The sequence below is a fragment of the Janthinobacterium sp. FW305-129 genome (assembly GCF_020858115.1).
In the GTDB taxonomy this organism is placed as follows: Bacteria; Pseudomonadota; Gammaproteobacteria; order Burkholderiales; family Burkholderiaceae_D; genus Janthinobacterium.
In genome coordinates this window covers 239,680-253,454 of the sequence record NZ_JACYMM010000011.1, presented here as the reverse complement: position 1 = coordinate 253,454, position 13,775 = coordinate 239,680, and the positions used below count along the sequence as shown (strand labels likewise).

The window sequence follows — 13,775 nt, the reverse complement described above, 5'->3', positions numbered from 1 at the left end:
TAAAAAATGAGGCTAATGTGAATAATTTACGCCAGCAGTTTATCGCGTTTTCAGTATCCAAGGGAGTCTTGCGGTTTGGCGAGTTCACCACCAAGGCCGGACGCCAGTCGCCGTACTTCTTCAATGCGGGCCTGTTCCATGACGGCGCCACTCTGGCCGAGCTGGCGCAGTTCTACGCGCAGACCCTGCTCGACTCGGGCGTCGAATTCGACATGCTGTTCGGGCCCGCCTACAAGGGCATCACCCTGGCGTCGGCCACCGCCGTGGCGCTGGCCGGCAAGGGCCGCAACACCTCGTTCGCCTTCAACCGCAAGGAAGCCAAGGACCATGGCGAAGGCGGCACCATCGTCGGCGCCAAGCTGCATGGCAAAGTTGTCATTATTGACGATGTGATCTCGGCCGGCACCTCGGTACGCGAATCGGTGGACATGATCCGCGCCGCTGGCGCCGAGCCATGCGCCGTGCTGATCGCCCTGGACCGCATGGAGCGTTCGGGCCCGGACGGCCAGCTGTCGCCAAGTTCGGCGGTGCAGGAAGTGTCGAAACAGTACGGCATTCCCGTCATCTCGATCGGCAACCTGGACGACTTGTTCGGCTATCTGAACGGCGCTGGCGCCGATCCGGAACTGCTCCAATATAAGGATGCCGTTTCCGCGTACCGCACGCGCTACGGTATTTAAGTCGTCTTTTCCAGCAGCGCCCGCAACCGCGGGTCGCTGCAGGCGGCGCCGGCTTGCGGGTGGCATTGCAGCAGCTGGCGCAGCAGCGCGCCGCCGATGCCGCGCCGCCGGAACGGCGGTTTCACGAACAGCATGTTCACCGTCACTTCATCCGCATGTCTGCTGATATCGAGCATGGCCACCTGCTGGCCGTCGATCCACGCGCACAGCGCGCCGTCCCCTTGCCAGTCTATCCGCATCACGCCAGCCATGGTTTGAGCGCCGCATGCAGGCCCAGGGCGAACAGGCCGACAAAAAAGCATCGCCTGAACACGTGCTGCGCGATGCGCCCGCGCAGCCATTGACCGGCCAGCATGCCGGCCAGCGCCGGCAGCAGCGCATACGCCGATGCGCCGGCCGCACCGAGGCTGAAGTCGCCGTGCAGGGCCAGGCTGGCCGCCAGCGCCACGGTCGATGCCGTAAACGCCAGGCCCAGGGCCTGCACCAGCGCATCGCGCGCCAGCCCCAGTCCCTGCAGATACGGCACGGCGGGGATCACGAACACGCCCGTGGCGGCCGTCACCAGGCCCGTCACCGCGCCTGCCATGAGCCCCAGCCACGCTTCATGCCGCGCCGGCACGCGCAACTGCAGCGAGAACAGGCCCGCCAGCGCATACAGCATCAGCGCCACGCCCAGCGCGACGACGGCCAAGGTCCCGCTGTCGGCCGGCAGCAGGGCGCCGCCCGCCACGGTGCCGGCCATGACGGCGGTCAGCATGGGCCACAAACGGCGCAGCAGCGCGCGCAGGCCGGGGCCGGCCGCCAGTTGCCAGATATTCGTCACCATCGACGGCACGATCAGCAGGGCTGCCGCCTGCACGGGCGGCATGACGAGGCTGAGCGTGCCCATGGCCACCGTCGGCAAGCCCAATCCGACTACGCCTTTGACGAAGCCAGCGACGAGGAAGCTGGCGCCGACGGCCAGCAGGTATGACGTCTCCATTTTTCTATTCCACACTGATTTTGCGTGAATTCTGCGCGCGCTGGGCGGTTTCGCCAAGGTGGATTATTTTGAGTCAGCCTCAGTAAAATACGAAGGCTGGTAAGATGGCGAAAAGGAGAGCCGCCATGCGCTTTGATCTGGTCGATTTGCAGCTGTTCGTCAACGTGGTGGAGGCGGGCAGCCTGACGGCGGGCGCCGCGCGCAGCCATCTCGCCTTGGCCTCCAGCAGCGCGCGCGTGCGCGGCATGGAAGAGATGCTGGGCATGCCCTTGCTGCTGCGGGGCCGGCGCGGCGTGGAACCGACCCCCGTGGGACAGACTTTGCTGCATCACGCGCGCCTGGTATTGCTGCAAATGGAGAAAATGCGCGGCGAACTGGGTGAATTTGCGCGCGGCTTGAAAGGGCAGTTGCGGCTGCTGTGCAATACGGCAGCGCTCAGCGAATTCCTGCCCGAGGCGCTCGGTGCTTTTCTCGACCGCCACCCGAACCTGACCATCGACCTGGAAGAGCGTCTCAGTTACGATATCGTCAAGGCCGTCGCGGAAGGGCTGGCCGACATGGGCATCGTTTCCGACTCGGTCGACATGCGCGGCTTGCAGACGTTTTTGTTCCGCCCCGACCGGCTGGTGGTGATCGCGGCGGCCGACGGCGTGCACCACCGTGCCTTGGGCCAGGACGGCGTCGTCGACTTTGCCAGCGTGCTGGATCACGATTTCATCGGCCTGGCCGACGACAGCGCGATGCAGCAGTACCTGGGCATGCATGCCGCGCGCCTGGGCCGCCCGTTGAAGGTGCGCGTGCGCCTGCGCAGCTTCGATGCCGTCTGCCGCATGGTGGCCAGCGGCGTGGGCATCAGCGTGGTGCCGTTGGCAGCTGCCAGCCGCTGCCAGCAGACGATGGCGCTGCGCTGCCTGGAATTATCCGATCCCTGGTCGGTACGCAATCTGACGATTTGCGTGCGCCAGTTCAGTGAATTACCCCTGTATGCGCGCCAGTTGATCGATCACCTGAAGGCGTGACAGGGCATGACAGGAGCAGCGATGCGTTTTTCAGAAGACAAGATGGCCAGCCTGCGGTGCAGCGACCAGGTCGAGCGGCCCATCCACATCTGGCAGCCCGAGCATCCTCGCGCCGTGATCCTGGCGATCCACGGCGGCATGGCGCATGCGGGCGACTACGTCACGCCGGCGCTGTATTTTCGCCAGCACGGCATCGCCACCGTCAGCTTCGACATGGTGGGCCACGACGGCCAGCGCAAGGTCGATATTCCCTCGTTCGAGGCCTTCCTCGACGATGAAGAACTGTTCCTCGCCTGGGTCAAGCAGGCGTATCCGGGCGTACCGATCTTCGTCATGGGCCATTCCATGGGCGGCCTGATCGCCACCCACCTGGGCTTGCGCCGTTTTGCGGGCGACCCGGCGATCAAAGGCTTCATCATCTCATCGCCGTATTATGTGAATGCGATTCCCGTGCCGAAGGTGCTGCAGATGCTGTCCGGCTGGCTGGCGCAGCGCTTCCCCACGATGAAAGTGCCATTGGGCAACTTGACCATGCTGCTCACGCACGATCAAACCATCACCGCGCGCCACTTCCAGGATGAGCGCGACGGCATCCGTGCCAGTGCCGCGTCGGTGCGCTTCGCCCATGCGCTGACGTCGGCGCAAAAGGCGCTGGCGGGCGGCTTGTCGGGCTGGCGTTTCCCCTTGTTCGCCGTGGTGGCGGGCGACGACAAGCTGGCCGATAGCCGCGCCACGGAAAGCCTGCTGCGCAGCGTGCCCGATGGCTTGCTCGACTACCATTTTTACCCGGCCAACTATCACGAGAACTTCAATGAAGTGAACCGCGAGGCGATCTTTGCCGCCATCCTGGCCTGGATGGAGAAACTGCTGGCACCCGTGCAGGCTTGAGGGCCAGGTATCGCTATAATCGGATTCACTGAATTTACCGTCGGCGCATGCCGGCCCGGTCCCCGCGGCACAGGGGTTTACTCAAGGAACGAACGATGCGCTTGCTGATTGCCCTGTTACTGCCGTGGCTGACCTTTTTTACCATCGGCCGCCCCATTGCCGGCATCATTTGCCTGATACTGCAGATTACCTTGATCGGCTGGCTGCCAGCGACGATCTGGGCCGTGTATTCGCTGAGCCAGTTCAAGACGGACCAGAAGATCGCCGAGGCCATGCGCCGGCGCTAAGCTAAGGCTGGCCTAAGCTGCGCTTCCTATCTTGATTCAACCAACACGAGGAGAGTGAGATGGCACCAGACAGACGCGGTACCTTGACCCTGGCGGCGGCAATGCTGGCCGCCGGGTTGTTGCTGGGAAGTGCGGCGCAGGCGCAAACCGACGGCGCACTGCCGCCCGTGCAGAAGAGCGGGGCGGTGGAGTACCTGAGCGGCGGCATCGGTCTCGAGGAGTCGACGGCCATCAAGAGCGCCAGCCGGCATTGGCCCTTGAGCCTGGTGTTTTCCGTGCAAGCGGCGGGCAAGGCGGAATTTGCCTCCGACGTGAAGCTGGACATACGCGACGCCAAGGGCGCTCCGGTGCTGGACACGACGGCCAGCGGCCCGTTCCTGCTGGCGAAACTGCCGCCGGGAAGCTACAGCCTGCGCGCCACCCTGGCCGGCAAGACGCTGGAACGCAAGGTGCAGGTCAAGGCGGGCAGTTCCGCACGCGTGGAACTGGTCTGGCCGGCGGGAACGAACCAGGGCCGGCCTTGATGCGGCGACGGCAGCCCGATCAGCTGACCGCGAGCACGCGCCCTTCGGCAGCGCTTTGCAGCGCCAGTTCGATCAGGCGTATCGTCGCTGCCGCATCCTCGGCCGCCACGGGCGCCGCTGCGCCATGGCGGATGGCGTCGGCCATGCCCTGGTAAAAGTCCTGGTAGCGGCCCGCCTGCATCTCGAGGTGTTCGCAATGGCCGTCCGGCTGCGTGCCCAGGTGCAGCGCGCCGCGCACGGGGTCCACGCCCCAGCCGGGCTGGCCCGGCCTGCCGCCCGCCTTCAGGGCATCTTCCTGCGGATCGAGGCCGAATTTCACGAAGCTGCCCCGGTCTCCATGCACGGCGAAGCGCGCCGTCGGCGCCTTCACCAGGCAGCCGGCTTGCAGCACCACGCGCAGCCGCTCGTAATACAGAACGATGTGCATGTAGTCGACGGCTTGCGCGCCATCGCGCTGCAGGACGATATCGGCATACAGCTTTTCCGGCTTGCCGAACAGCTGCATGGCCTGGTCCAGCATGTGCGGCCCCAGGTCGTACAGCAAGCCGCCGCCCGGCGCGCCGGATTCGCGCCAGCGCTGGCGGATCTCGGGGCGGAAACGGTCGAAGTGCGATTCGACGCTGGCGATGCGCCCCAGGGTGCCTTGTGCCAGCAGCGCTTTCAGGGTCAGGAAGTCGCCATCCCAGCGCCGGTTGTGATACACGCTGAGCACCAGCTGGCGCTCTTTCGCCAGCGCGATCAGGCTCTGTGCTTCAACGCTGGAAATGGTGAAGGGCTTGTCGACCACCACGTGTTTGCCCGCCTGCAGGGCCGCTTGCGCCAGGCTGAAATGCGCCTCGTTGGGCGCGGCGATGACGACCAGCTCGATGGACGGATCGGCAAACAGTTGCGCCGCATCCGCATACACGGTCGCGTGCGGCCAATCCTTGTGCACGAGCTCCGGCTTGCTGGAGGCGACGGCCGCCAGTTCCAGGGCATCGATGGTGGACAGGACGGGAGCGTGGAAGGTGGAGCCGGCAAAGCCGTAGCCGACGAGGCCGGTTTTGATCTTGTTCATGGCGGGTTCACAGGTGCGTGGAAGAATCCATGATCATACCCGCAAGCGGCGGCGGCAGCGCTGCTGCCTGCCGCCGCGCAGACATTAGTTCAGGCGCCAGACGTATTGCACCTTGACGCTGGCGCTGACAGGCTTGCCGCCAGCGAGGGCCGGCTTGAACGTGCACTTGGCGATGCCAGTGCGCGCCGCTTCGTCGAGGGCCGGATGGCCGCTGCTCTTGACCACGCTCGACCCTTGGACCTTGCCGGTGGCGTCGACATCAAAGGACATGTCGACCGTGCCCGTTTCCTTCGCCTGCAGCGATGCGGCCGGGTAGACCGGTTTGCCGCACACGCCAAAGTCGATGACGGGGCGGCGCTCCAGCACGGGTGCGCTGTCGGCGGCGACGGCCTGGCCGTAGATGCCGAGGCAGGCGCCGGCCAATGCCAGCAGCGGCACCGCCGCCTTCCAGTTCAGGGCTTGTGGTGCGGGGCGCAGCAATCGTTTGATACGTGACATGAGATCTCCTCCGTTGGCCGCCTGGGCCAGGTGGTGGGTTGAGAACTGGAGACGTTCCAGTTCCGAGAGTGCAAGAGCCAGACGCCGCGGTTCGCCCAGTTGTCTTGCTGCGAAATCGTCTGCAATGTGTTCGCGTTCGAGGCGCACGCCGCGTGAAATCCACCAGACGGCCGGGTGGAAGAACAGCAGCGCCTCGATGGCGTTTTGCAGCAGGTTGAGCAGATAATCGTGGCGCCGGATATGCGCCAGTTCATGCGCCAGCAGCGCATCGAGCAGGTGCGGCGGCATGCCGGTGAGCAGCGCCGCGGGCACCAGCACCATGGGGCGCCAGATGCCGGCCGTGAGCGGACTGGCGATGTTGTCGAGCACGCGCAGCCGCACGGGCCGCGTCACGCCGGCATCGTGCGCCATGCCCGACAAGCGCGTTTGCCAGAGGGCATGCGTGGCCCCGTTCTTGCTGGCGCTGCGCGCTATCCACAGCATGCCCAGTGCCATGCGCACGGCCAGCACGGCGGCGCACAAGGCCCATGCACCGACGACGGCGCGCAGCAGCAGGTCCAGGTCTGGCAGGCTGTCGGGTGCCAGCAGGGCGGCGGGCAGCAAGGCGCTGGAGAACAGGGCGCCCGTGGCATCGGCCCCGGCCAGGCGCAGATACAAGCCCGCCGCCGGCCATGCCAGGCAGGCCAACAGGGCGCCGCAACCGACGGCGTAGCGCGCCTCCGGACGTGCATTGCGCAAGGCCCCCCACGCCAGCGCCGTGGCGCAGCCGATCAGCAGCCCTTGCCACAGGAAGTGCAGCAGGGTCCAGCCGAGCGCCGGCACGAAGCCGCTCATGACAGATCGTCCTTGAGCATTTTTTCGATTTCCTCGCGTTCGGCGCGCGACACGCCCGTGCGCAGCGCCGCCAGCACCAGCGCCTTGGCCGAACCGGCAAAGGCCTTCTGCATCAATTCCTTGAGCAAATTCGTTTGCAGGCTGTCCTGCGCCTGGGCCGGCGCATACACGTGCGAACGCTGGCTTTCGTCGCGGATCAGCAAGCCCTTGCCGTGCATGATCTGCATCAGGCGCAGCACCGTGCCATACGTGATGGCCGGCTTGGCCAGCGCCATCGCCTCGTGCACCTGCTTGGCCGTGGCGGCGCCCAGCGGCCACAGCGCCTGCAGCAGATCGAGTTCGGCTGCCGTCGGTTTCGGGATGTCGTGCGTCTTGGCCATGCTGTTTTCCTCTTGCCTGAAATTCAATAAGGCTAGATTAAACCTTGTAGACAAAAATGTATACTTTAATTTTCAAAGCCGCATAAACGTCTTTCAGGCAAGGGATAGAAGCTAGACAAACTTGTTTATGCGCGGATCGTTTAGACGAAAAAAAAGACGCCGCAGCGTCTTTTTTTTGGGGCGAGTGAAAATTATCCCGCCAGCTTGGCCTTCAGCAGTTCCGTCAGCTGGGCCGGATTGGCCTTGCCCTTGGACGCTTTCATGGCCTGGCCGATCAGCGCGTTGATCGCCGCTTCCTTGCCGGCGCGGTACTGCTCCACCGACTTGGCGTTCGCCGCCAGTACTTCATCGACGATGGCTTCCAGGGCGCCCGAGTCCGAGATCTGCTTCAAGCCCTTGGCGTCGATGATGGCGTCGACCAGGTGCTCGTCGCTGGACTTCGCTTCCCACATGCCGGCGAAGACTTCTTTTGCCGCCTTGTTCGAGATCGTGCCGTCGGCGATGCGCTTGAGCATGGCCGCCAGCTGCGCGGCGGAGACGGGCGCCTCGTCCAGGTCCACGCCTTCGCGGTTCAGGGTCGACGATACGTCGCCCATCAGCCAGTTGGCGGCGGCCTTGGCGTTTTCCTTGCCGGCCTTCTCGACCACGGCGACGAAGTAGGTGGCCATCGCTTTCGACTGCGTCAGCACCAGCGCGTCGTAGTCCGGCAGCGCGTATTCGCTGATGAAACGGGCGCGCATGGCGGCCGGCAGTTCCGGCATCGAGGCCTTGACGGTATCGATCCACGCTTGCGAGATGACCAGCGGCGGCAGATCAGGGTCCGGGAAGTAGCGGTAATCCTGGGCGTCTTCCTTGCTGCGCATTTCGCGCGTTTCCTTGCGGTCCGGGTCGTACAAACGCGTTGCCTGCACGACCTTGCCGCCGTCTTCGATCAGCTCGATCTGGCGGCGCACTTCGACGTGCACGGCTTCTTCGATGAAGCGGAAGGAGTTCAGGTTCTTGATCTCGCAGCGGGTGCCGAATTCCTTCTGGCCGACGGGGCGCACGGAAACGTTGACGTCGCAGCGGAACGAGCCTTCCTGCATGTTGCCGTCGCAGACGCCCAGCCACATGACCAGCGAGTGCAGGGCCTTGGCGTAGGCCACGGCTTCGGCGGCGCTGCGGATTTCCGGCTCCGAGACGATTTCCAGCAGCGGCGTGCCGGCGCGGTTCAAGTCGATGCCGCTCATGCCCGCGTAGTCTTCGTGCAGCGATTTGCCGGCGTCTTCCTCCAGGTGGGCGCGTGTCAGGTTCACCGTCTTGGTGACGAATTCGCCATCCTTTTCATAGCCGAAGGTCAGGGCGCCGCCGATGACGACGGGGTCCTCGAACTGGCTGATCTGGTAGCCCTTGGGCGAATCGGGATAAAAATAGTTTTTACGCGCGAAGACCGAGTGCGGCGCCACGGTGGCGCCCACGGCCAGGCCGAAGCGGATGGCGCGGTCGACGGCTTGCTTGTTCATCACCGGCAGCACGCCGGGCAGCGCCAGATCGACGGGGCTGGCCTGCGTGTTGGCTTCGGCGCCGTACTTGATCGGCGAACCGCTGAAAATTTTGGATTCGGTCGTGAGCTGCACGTGGTTCTCAAGACCGATGACGACTTCCCATTGCATAGTGTTCTCGCTTAATTTGGTGGCGCCGCCAGTGGCGGCGCGTTTGTTCTTAGATGCCGGCCGTTGCGTTGCCTGGAGCACGCGTATGCCAGTCCGTCACTTGCTGGAATTGGTGGGCCACGTTCAGCAGCTTCGCTTCGCCAAAGTAGTTGCCGATGATTTGCAGGCCGACAGGGCGCTTGCCATTCTTTTCTCCTGCGCCGAAACCACATGGTATCGACATGCCGGGCAGGCCGGCCAGGCTGGTCGACAGGGTGTAGATGTCGGCCAGGTAGTTCGCTACCGGGTCGTCCGTCTTGTCGCCCAGGTCCCACGCGACGGTCGGCGCGACGGGGCCCATGATGACGTCGCAGACGGCGTTCGGGCCATTCAGCACGGCCTCGAAATCCTGCGCGATCAGGCGGCGGATTTTTTGCGCCTTCAGGTAGTAGGCGTCGTAGTAGCCGTGGCACAGCACATAGGTGCCGACCATGATGCGGCGCTGTACTTCCGGGCCGAAGCCCTGCGCGCGCGACTTCTTGTACATATCCTGCAAGTCCTTGTACTCGGTGGCGCGGTGGCCGTAGCGTACGCCGTCGTAGCGCGACAGGTTCGACGACGCTTCGGCTGGCGCGATCATGTAGTAGGCGGGAATCGACAGGGCCGTGTTGGGCAGCGAGATGTCGACCAGGGTGGCGCCCAGCTTTTCATACTGCGCCAGCGCGCCGCGCACGGCCGCTTCCACATCTTTGGCCAGGCCCTCGCCGAAGTACTCGCGCGGCACGCCGATGCGCAATCCCGTCAGGGGGAGCTCCAGGTCGCGCGAAAAATCTTCCGCCACGCCGCCCTGTTCCGGCGACAGGCTGGTCGAGTCGCGCTCGTCGAAGCCGGCCATGGCGGTTAGCAGCAGGGCGCAGTCTTCGGCCGAGCGGGCCATCGGGCCGCCCTGGTCCAGCGACGAGGCAAAGGCGATCATGCCGAAGCGCGACACGCGGCCGTAGGTTGGCTTGATGCCGGTGATGCCGCAGAAGGCGGCCGGCTGGCGGATCGAGCCGCCCGTATCGGTGCCGGTGGCCGCTGGCGTCAGGCCGGCCGCGACGGCGGCGGCCGAGCCGCCCGAGGAGCCGCCCGGCACGGCCGTCTTGTCCCACGGATTGCGCACGGCGCCGAAGGCCGAGTTCTCGTTGCCGGAACCCATGGCGAATTCATCGCAGTTGACCTTGCCCAGGGTGACCATGCCGGCCGCCTGGAATTTTTCCACCACGGTGGCGTCAAACGGGCTGGCGTAGTTGGCCAGCATTTTCGAGCCGGCCGTCGTGCGCCAGCCTTTCGTGACGAACAAGTCCTTGTGCGCGATCGGCACGCCCGTCAATGGCGTGGCCGTGCCGGCGGCGATGCGCGCATCGGCGTCGGCAGCTTGCGCCAGGGTCAGCGCACGGTCGACGTGCAGGAAGGCGTTCGAGTTGTCCGCTTCGATGCGGTCGAGGAAATGCGTCGCCAGTGAAACGGCGGAAATTTCCTTGTTCTGCAAAAGCGTGGACAGCTGTTTGATGGATTTTGTATGCATGGCGTTTCTAGTTGATTTTATTCGGCGGAAGACAAGCGTATTCGGCGAGGGCGTGAAAGATGCTTATTCGATCACTTTTGGCACGAGGTAGAGTCCATCTTGTACCTTCGGTGCCACGGCCTGGTAGGCGTCGCGGCGATTCGTTTCCGTGGCGACGTCCTCGCGCAGGCGCAGGGCGATATTGTCCATGTGGGCGGCCAGCGGGTGGCTCAGGGGCGCCACGCCATCGGTATTGACGGCTTGCATTTGCTCGGCCAGTGCAAAAATCTTGTTCAATTGGGCCAAAGACGTGACGGCCTGGTCGTCGGCCATTTCAAGTTGGGCCAGGTGGGCGATGCGTTTTACGTCGGAGAGTGTCAGGGACATGGCGAATGGCGCGGAGTGCCGCGCATTAGTATTAAGTTGGCGTTTTGATAAAACGCGGGTATTTACTGCTATTTTGCTCACAAAAATCGAGGAATGCCGCGTAACTCGCGGCTGCAAGAGTCGCACTTTTCCATGGTTTTTGAGCAAATCGCATTCAAATTATAAGGTAGAATGGCGGGTTAATGCGTTGCCGGCGCTGATGGACCGCTGCCGCAGCATAGAAAAGATTGCGCAAGCGCCAAGCGAAACCCGGAAAAATCGCCTTCATGGATTTTCAGGGTGCCTGAAAGCGCCCGCTTTGAAACTCCCCATAAACAGCTTTTGCGCAGCTCGATGCGCTACAGGACACTCATGTTTGGTTTTTTACGCAGGTATATCTCCACCGATCTGGCCATTGACTTGGGCACGGCCAACACCCTTATTTATGTGCGCGGCCTCGGTATCGTCCTGGACGAGCCATCCGTCGTCGCCATCCGCCAGGAAGGCGGTCCGAATGGCAAGAAGACCATTCAGGCAGTCGGCAAGGAAGCCAAGCAGATGCTGGGCAAGGTGCCGGGCAATATCGAAGCGATTCGTCCGATGAAAGATGGCGTGATCGCCGACTTCACCGTGACCGAGCAGATGCTCAAGCAATTCATCCGCATGGTGCACGACTCGAAATTCTTCCGTCCATCGCCGCGCATCATCATTTGCGTGCCGTGCGGTTCGACCCAGGTCGAGCGCCGCGCGATCCGCGAATCGGCCCTGGGTGCCGGCGCCTCGCAGGTGTACCTGATCGAGGAACCGATGGCAGCGGCCATCGGCGCGGGTCTGCCCGTGTCGGAAGCGACCGGCTCGATGGTGGTCGACATCGGCGGCGGCACCACCGAAGTGGGCATCATTTCGCTGGGCGGCATGGTCTACAAGGGTTCCGTGCGCGTCGGCGGCGACAAGTTCGATGAAGCCATCGTCAACTACATCCGCCGCAACTACGGCATGCTGATCGGCGAACAGACGGCCGAAGCCATCAAGAAGGCCATCGGTTCGGCCTTCCCAGGTTCGGAAGTGAAGGAAATGGAAGTCAAGGGCCGCAACCTGTCCGAAGGCATCCCCCGTTCGTTCACCATTTCCAGCAACGAGATTCTCGAAGCGCTGACCGACCCGCTGAACAACATCGTCTCGGCCGTGAAAAACGCGCTGGAACAGACGCCGCCGGAACTGGGCGCCGACATCGCCGAAAAAGGCATGATGCTGACAGGCGGCGGCGCACTGCTGCGCGACCTGGACCGCCTGCTGATGGAGGAAACCGGCCTGCCGGTGCTGGTGGCCGAGGACCCGCTCACCTGCGTGGTGCGCGGTTCCGGGATGGCCCTGGAACGTATGGACAAGCTCGGCTCGATCTTCTCCTACGAATAATCTGACAGAAGGGCCGGAAACCATTCCGGCCTTTTTTTGGTTTTGGCGCCGGCGTCTGACCGGGGCCTGCACGTTGGCGCACTGCGCCTGGCCTGATTATTGGAAGTCATGGAATACAGTCCTCCGCCACTTTTCAAACAAGGCGCTTCCGCCCGCGTCAAGATGATGGTGTTCGCCGGCATTTCTATCGCCCTGTTGCTGGTCGATTCGCGCATGCACGCGCTGACGGCCGTGCGCCAGGCGGTCGGCACCGTGCTGTATCCGGTGCAGATGGCGGCCCTGGTGCCGCGCGACGTGGCGCTGGGCGTCGGCAATTATTTTTCATCGCTGTCCGCCCTGGAAAAACAGGTGCGCGACCTGAAGCACGAACAGATCGCCTCGGCGCAGATCATGCAGCAGGCGCAGCTCAATATCGTTGAAAACAACCACTTGCGCAAGCTGATGGAAGCGCGCGAGCGCGTGCCCGTCAAGACCATGATGGCCGAAGTGCTGTACGACACGCGCGATTCGGCCTCGCGCAAGATCGTGCTCGATCGCGGCATCCAGAACGGCGTGGAACTGGGCCGCCCCGTGATCGACAACCTGGGCGTGGTGGGGCAGGTCACGCGCGTGTTCCCGTTCACCTCCGAAGTGACCTTGCTGACGGACGAAGAGCAGGCCATCCCCGTGCAACTGCTGCGCAATGGCGTGCGCAGCGTGGCTATCGGCCGCGGCAAGTCCGGCACCATGGAGTTGCGCTTCACGGCCCCTAGCGCCGACATCCAGATCGGCGACATTGTCATTACCTCGGGCCTTGATGGCCTGTACCCGGCCGGCTTGGCCGTGGCGCGCGTGACCCTGGTAGAGCGCAATGCACATGGCCCGTTCGGCCGCGTCGTGTGCCAGCCGCTGGCCGGCATCGAACGCAACACTCAGCTGCTCATCCTGATGACGTCGCCCGAGATTCCGCCGCGCCCACCGGCCGAAGAAGTCAAGACGGGCCGCAAGATCGCCGGCAAGATGGCGCCGATCAAGGACCCGGCCAAGGAGCCTGCGGCCGCCGCCGCAACAGCGCCGGCCGCGAAACCGCCCGCCACCCCCGCGCCGAAACCCGCGGCGCCTGCAGGACCTGCACCAGCGCCTGCTGCCGTGCCACCGAAGGAAGCGACACGATGAACCGCCCGCATTACATCCTGCTGCCGGTCAGCCCCCTGTTCATCGGTTTTTCCCTGCTGTGCGCTTTTCTGCTGAATCTGCTGCCATGGGGGCAATTCGTCGGCGTGCCCGATTTCGTCGCCCTGGTGCTGGTCTTCTGGGGCATACACCAGCCGCGCAAGGTCGGCATCGGCGTGGCGTTCTTCATGGGCCTGATGATGGACGTGCACGACTCGACCCTGCTGGGCGAGAATGCGCTGGCCTATACCTTGCTGTCGTATTTCGCCATCATGATGCACCGCCGCGTGCTGTGGTTCCCCATCCTGACGCAGGCGCTGCACGTACTGCCGCTGCTGCTGCTGACGCAGGCGCTGCAATTGCTGACGCGGCTGATCGTCTCGGGCCGTTTCCCCGGCTGGCTCAATTTCATCGAGAGCTTCGTCGCCGTCGCCCTGTGGCCTTTCGTGACGTGGATCCTGCTGGCGCCGCAGCGCCGCGCCGTGGACCGCGACCATAACCGGCCGATCTGACGG

The 13,775-nt window shown here is 64.1% G+C and carries 16 protein-coding genes; 8 read left to right on the top strand and 8 right to left on the bottom strand.

Annotation, left to right across the window (positions count from 1 at the left end; translation table 11 throughout):
- Window positions 1-17 precede the first annotated feature (17 nt).
- Complete coding sequence (gene pyrE, locus IGS61_RS22380) at window positions 18-680, top strand: orotate phosphoribosyltransferase (protein ID WP_077399379.1); 663 nt, start codon at window positions 18-20, stop codon at window positions 678-680.
- Here the strand turns inward: pyrE and IGS61_RS22375 are convergent.
- Window positions 677-931, bottom strand: a complete 255-nt coding sequence (locus IGS61_RS22375) for a GNAT family N-acetyltransferase (RefSeq protein WP_230541629.1) — start codon at window positions 929-931, stop codon at window positions 677-679. The genes pyrE and IGS61_RS22375 overlap by 4 nt on opposite strands.
- Complete coding sequence (locus IGS61_RS22370) at window positions 919-1,662, bottom strand: sulfite exporter TauE/SafE family protein (RefSeq protein ID WP_230541628.1); 744 nt, start codon at window positions 1,660-1,662, stop codon at window positions 919-921. Before IGS61_RS22370 ends, IGS61_RS22375 begins: the two co-directional genes overlap by 13 nt.
- 125 nt (window positions 1,663-1,787) lie before the next feature.
- Between IGS61_RS22370 and IGS61_RS22365 the strand changes: the two genes are divergently transcribed.
- From IGS61_RS22365 to IGS61_RS22350, 4 genes are all read left to right on the top strand, one after another.
- Window positions 1,788-2,681 carry a LysR substrate-binding domain-containing protein gene (locus tag IGS61_RS22365; RefSeq protein ID WP_070311075.1) on the top strand — a complete coding sequence of 298 codons (894 nt, stop codon included), beginning with the start codon at window positions 1,788-1,790 and terminating at the stop codon, window positions 2,679-2,681.
- Window positions 2,682-2,702: 21 nt separating this feature from the next.
- Window positions 2,703-3,569 (top strand): alpha/beta fold hydrolase, encoded by an 867-nt coding sequence (locus IGS61_RS22360; RefSeq protein WP_230541627.1) that lies wholly within the window; start codon window positions 2,703-2,705, stop codon window positions 3,567-3,569.
- Window positions 3,570-3,664: 95 nt separating this feature from the next.
- Window positions 3,665-3,856 (top strand): YqaE/Pmp3 family membrane protein, encoded by a 192-nt coding sequence (locus IGS61_RS22355; RefSeq protein ID WP_230541626.1) that lies wholly within the window; start codon window positions 3,665-3,667, stop codon window positions 3,854-3,856.
- 59 nt (window positions 3,857-3,915) lie between these two features.
- Window positions 3,916-4,380, top strand: coding sequence for a carboxypeptidase-like regulatory domain-containing protein (locus tag IGS61_RS22350; RefSeq protein WP_230541625.1), 465 nt, complete (start codon window positions 3,916-3,918; stop codon window positions 4,378-4,380).
- A gap of 19 nt (window positions 4,381-4,399) precedes the next feature.
- Here the strand turns inward: IGS61_RS22350 and IGS61_RS22345 are convergent, their stop codons facing one another.
- The 6 genes from IGS61_RS22345 to gatC all read right to left on the bottom strand — a co-directional run bounded on the left by IGS61_RS22345 (window position 4,400) and on the right by gatC (window position 10,713).
- Complete coding sequence (locus IGS61_RS22345) at window positions 4,400-5,437, bottom strand: oxidoreductase (protein WP_230541624.1); 1,038 nt, start codon at window positions 5,435-5,437, stop codon at window positions 4,400-4,402.
- A gap of 84 nt (window positions 5,438-5,521) precedes the next feature.
- Complete coding sequence (locus IGS61_RS22340) at window positions 5,522-6,769, bottom strand: M56 family metallopeptidase (RefSeq protein WP_230541623.1); 1,248 nt, start codon at window positions 6,767-6,769, stop codon at window positions 5,522-5,524.
- The gene (locus IGS61_RS22335) at window positions 6,766-7,149 is read right to left on the bottom strand and encodes a BlaI/MecI/CopY family transcriptional regulator (protein WP_230541622.1); all 384 of its coding nucleotides are present in this window, start codon (window positions 7,147-7,149) and stop codon (window positions 6,766-6,768) included. The genes IGS61_RS22340 and IGS61_RS22335 overlap by 4 nt, the downstream gene beginning before the upstream one ends.
- Window positions 7,150-7,340: 191 nt before the next feature.
- Entirely contained in the window at window positions 7,341-8,882 is a 1,542-nt protein-coding gene (gene gatB / locus IGS61_RS22330) for an Asp-tRNA(Asn)/Glu-tRNA(Gln) amidotransferase subunit GatB (protein WP_329958083.1), read from the bottom strand.
- Entirely contained in the window at window positions 8,851-10,347 is a 1,497-nt protein-coding gene (gatA, locus tag IGS61_RS22325) for an Asp-tRNA(Asn)/Glu-tRNA(Gln) amidotransferase subunit GatA (RefSeq protein WP_230541620.1), read from the bottom strand. The genes gatB and gatA overlap by 32 nt, the downstream gene beginning before the upstream one ends.
- A 63-nt stretch (window positions 10,348-10,410) precedes the next feature.
- On the bottom strand, window positions 10,411-10,713 hold the full coding sequence (gatC, locus tag IGS61_RS22320) for an Asp-tRNA(Asn)/Glu-tRNA(Gln) amidotransferase subunit GatC (RefSeq protein ID WP_076568266.1): 303 nt from the start codon (window positions 10,711-10,713) through the stop codon (window positions 10,411-10,413).
- A gap of 351 nt (window positions 10,714-11,064) precedes the next feature.
- Here gatC and IGS61_RS22315 point away from each other — a divergent pair, with 351 nt between their 5' ends.
- The 3 genes from IGS61_RS22315 (at window position 11,065) to mreD (ending at window position 13,772) form a co-directional block, all read left to right on the top strand.
- Entirely contained in the window at window positions 11,065-12,108 is a 1,044-nt protein-coding gene (locus tag IGS61_RS22315; RefSeq protein WP_010393186.1) for a rod shape-determining protein, read from the top strand.
- A 108-nt stretch (window positions 12,109-12,216) separates the two neighbouring features.
- Window positions 12,217-13,263: a rod shape-determining protein MreC gene (gene mreC / locus IGS61_RS22310; protein ID WP_230541619.1), complete on the top strand. Its 1,047-nt coding sequence runs from the start codon at window positions 12,217-12,219 to the stop codon at window positions 13,261-13,263.
- Complete coding sequence (mreD, locus tag IGS61_RS22305; RefSeq protein ID WP_035824494.1) at window positions 13,260-13,772, top strand: rod shape-determining protein MreD; 513 nt, start codon at window positions 13,260-13,262, stop codon at window positions 13,770-13,772. Before mreC ends, mreD begins: the two co-directional genes overlap by 4 nt.
- The last annotated feature ends 3 nt before the right edge of the window (window positions 13,773-13,775 follow it).

Bases quoted from the DNA above. Each gene is read 5' to 3' on its own strand.
- IGS61_RS22350 (WP_230541625.1), top strand. From the start codon at position 3,916: ATGGCACCAGACAGACGCGGTACCTTGACCCTGGCGGCGGCAATGCTG.
- IGS61_RS22360 (WP_230541627.1), top strand. From the start codon at position 2,703: ATGCGTTTTTCAGAAGACAAGATGGCCAGCCTGCGGTGCAGCGACCAG.
- IGS61_RS22335 (WP_230541622.1), bottom strand. From the start codon at position 7,149: ATGGCCAAGACGCACGACATCCCGAAACCGACGGCAGCCGAACTCGAT.
- gatC (WP_076568266.1), bottom strand. From the start codon at position 10,713: ATGTCCCTGACACTCTCCGACGTAAAACGCATCGCCCACCTGGCCCAA.
- IGS61_RS22375 (WP_230541629.1), bottom strand. From the start codon at position 931: ATGGCTGGCGTGATGCGGATAGACTGGCAAGGGGACGGCGCGCTGTGC.
- mreC (WP_230541619.1), top strand. From the start codon at position 12,217: ATGGAATACAGTCCTCCGCCACTTTTCAAACAAGGCGCTTCCGCCCGC.
- mreD (WP_035824494.1), top strand. From the start codon at position 13,260: ATGAACCGCCCGCATTACATCCTGCTGCCGGTCAGCCCCCTGTTCATC.
- IGS61_RS22345 (WP_230541624.1), bottom strand. From the start codon at position 5,437: ATGAACAAGATCAAAACCGGCCTCGTCGGCTACGGCTTTGCCGGCTCC.
- IGS61_RS22340 (WP_230541623.1), bottom strand. From the start codon at position 6,769: ATGAGCGGCTTCGTGCCGGCGCTCGGCTGGACCCTGCTGCACTTCCTG.
- IGS61_RS22370 (WP_230541628.1), bottom strand. From the start codon at position 1,662: ATGGAGACGTCATACCTGCTGGCCGTCGGCGCCAGCTTCCTCGTCGCT.
- IGS61_RS22355 (WP_230541626.1), top strand. From the start codon at position 3,665: ATGCGCTTGCTGATTGCCCTGTTACTGCCGTGGCTGACCTTTTTTACC.
- gatA (WP_230541620.1), bottom strand. From the start codon at position 10,347: ATGCATACAAAATCCATCAAACAGCTGTCCACGCTTTTGCAGAACAAG.
- IGS61_RS22315 (WP_010393186.1), top strand. From the start codon at position 11,065: ATGTTTGGTTTTTTACGCAGGTATATCTCCACCGATCTGGCCATTGAC.
- IGS61_RS22365 (WP_070311075.1), top strand. From the start codon at position 1,788: ATGCGCTTTGATCTGGTCGATTTGCAGCTGTTCGTCAACGTGGTGGAG.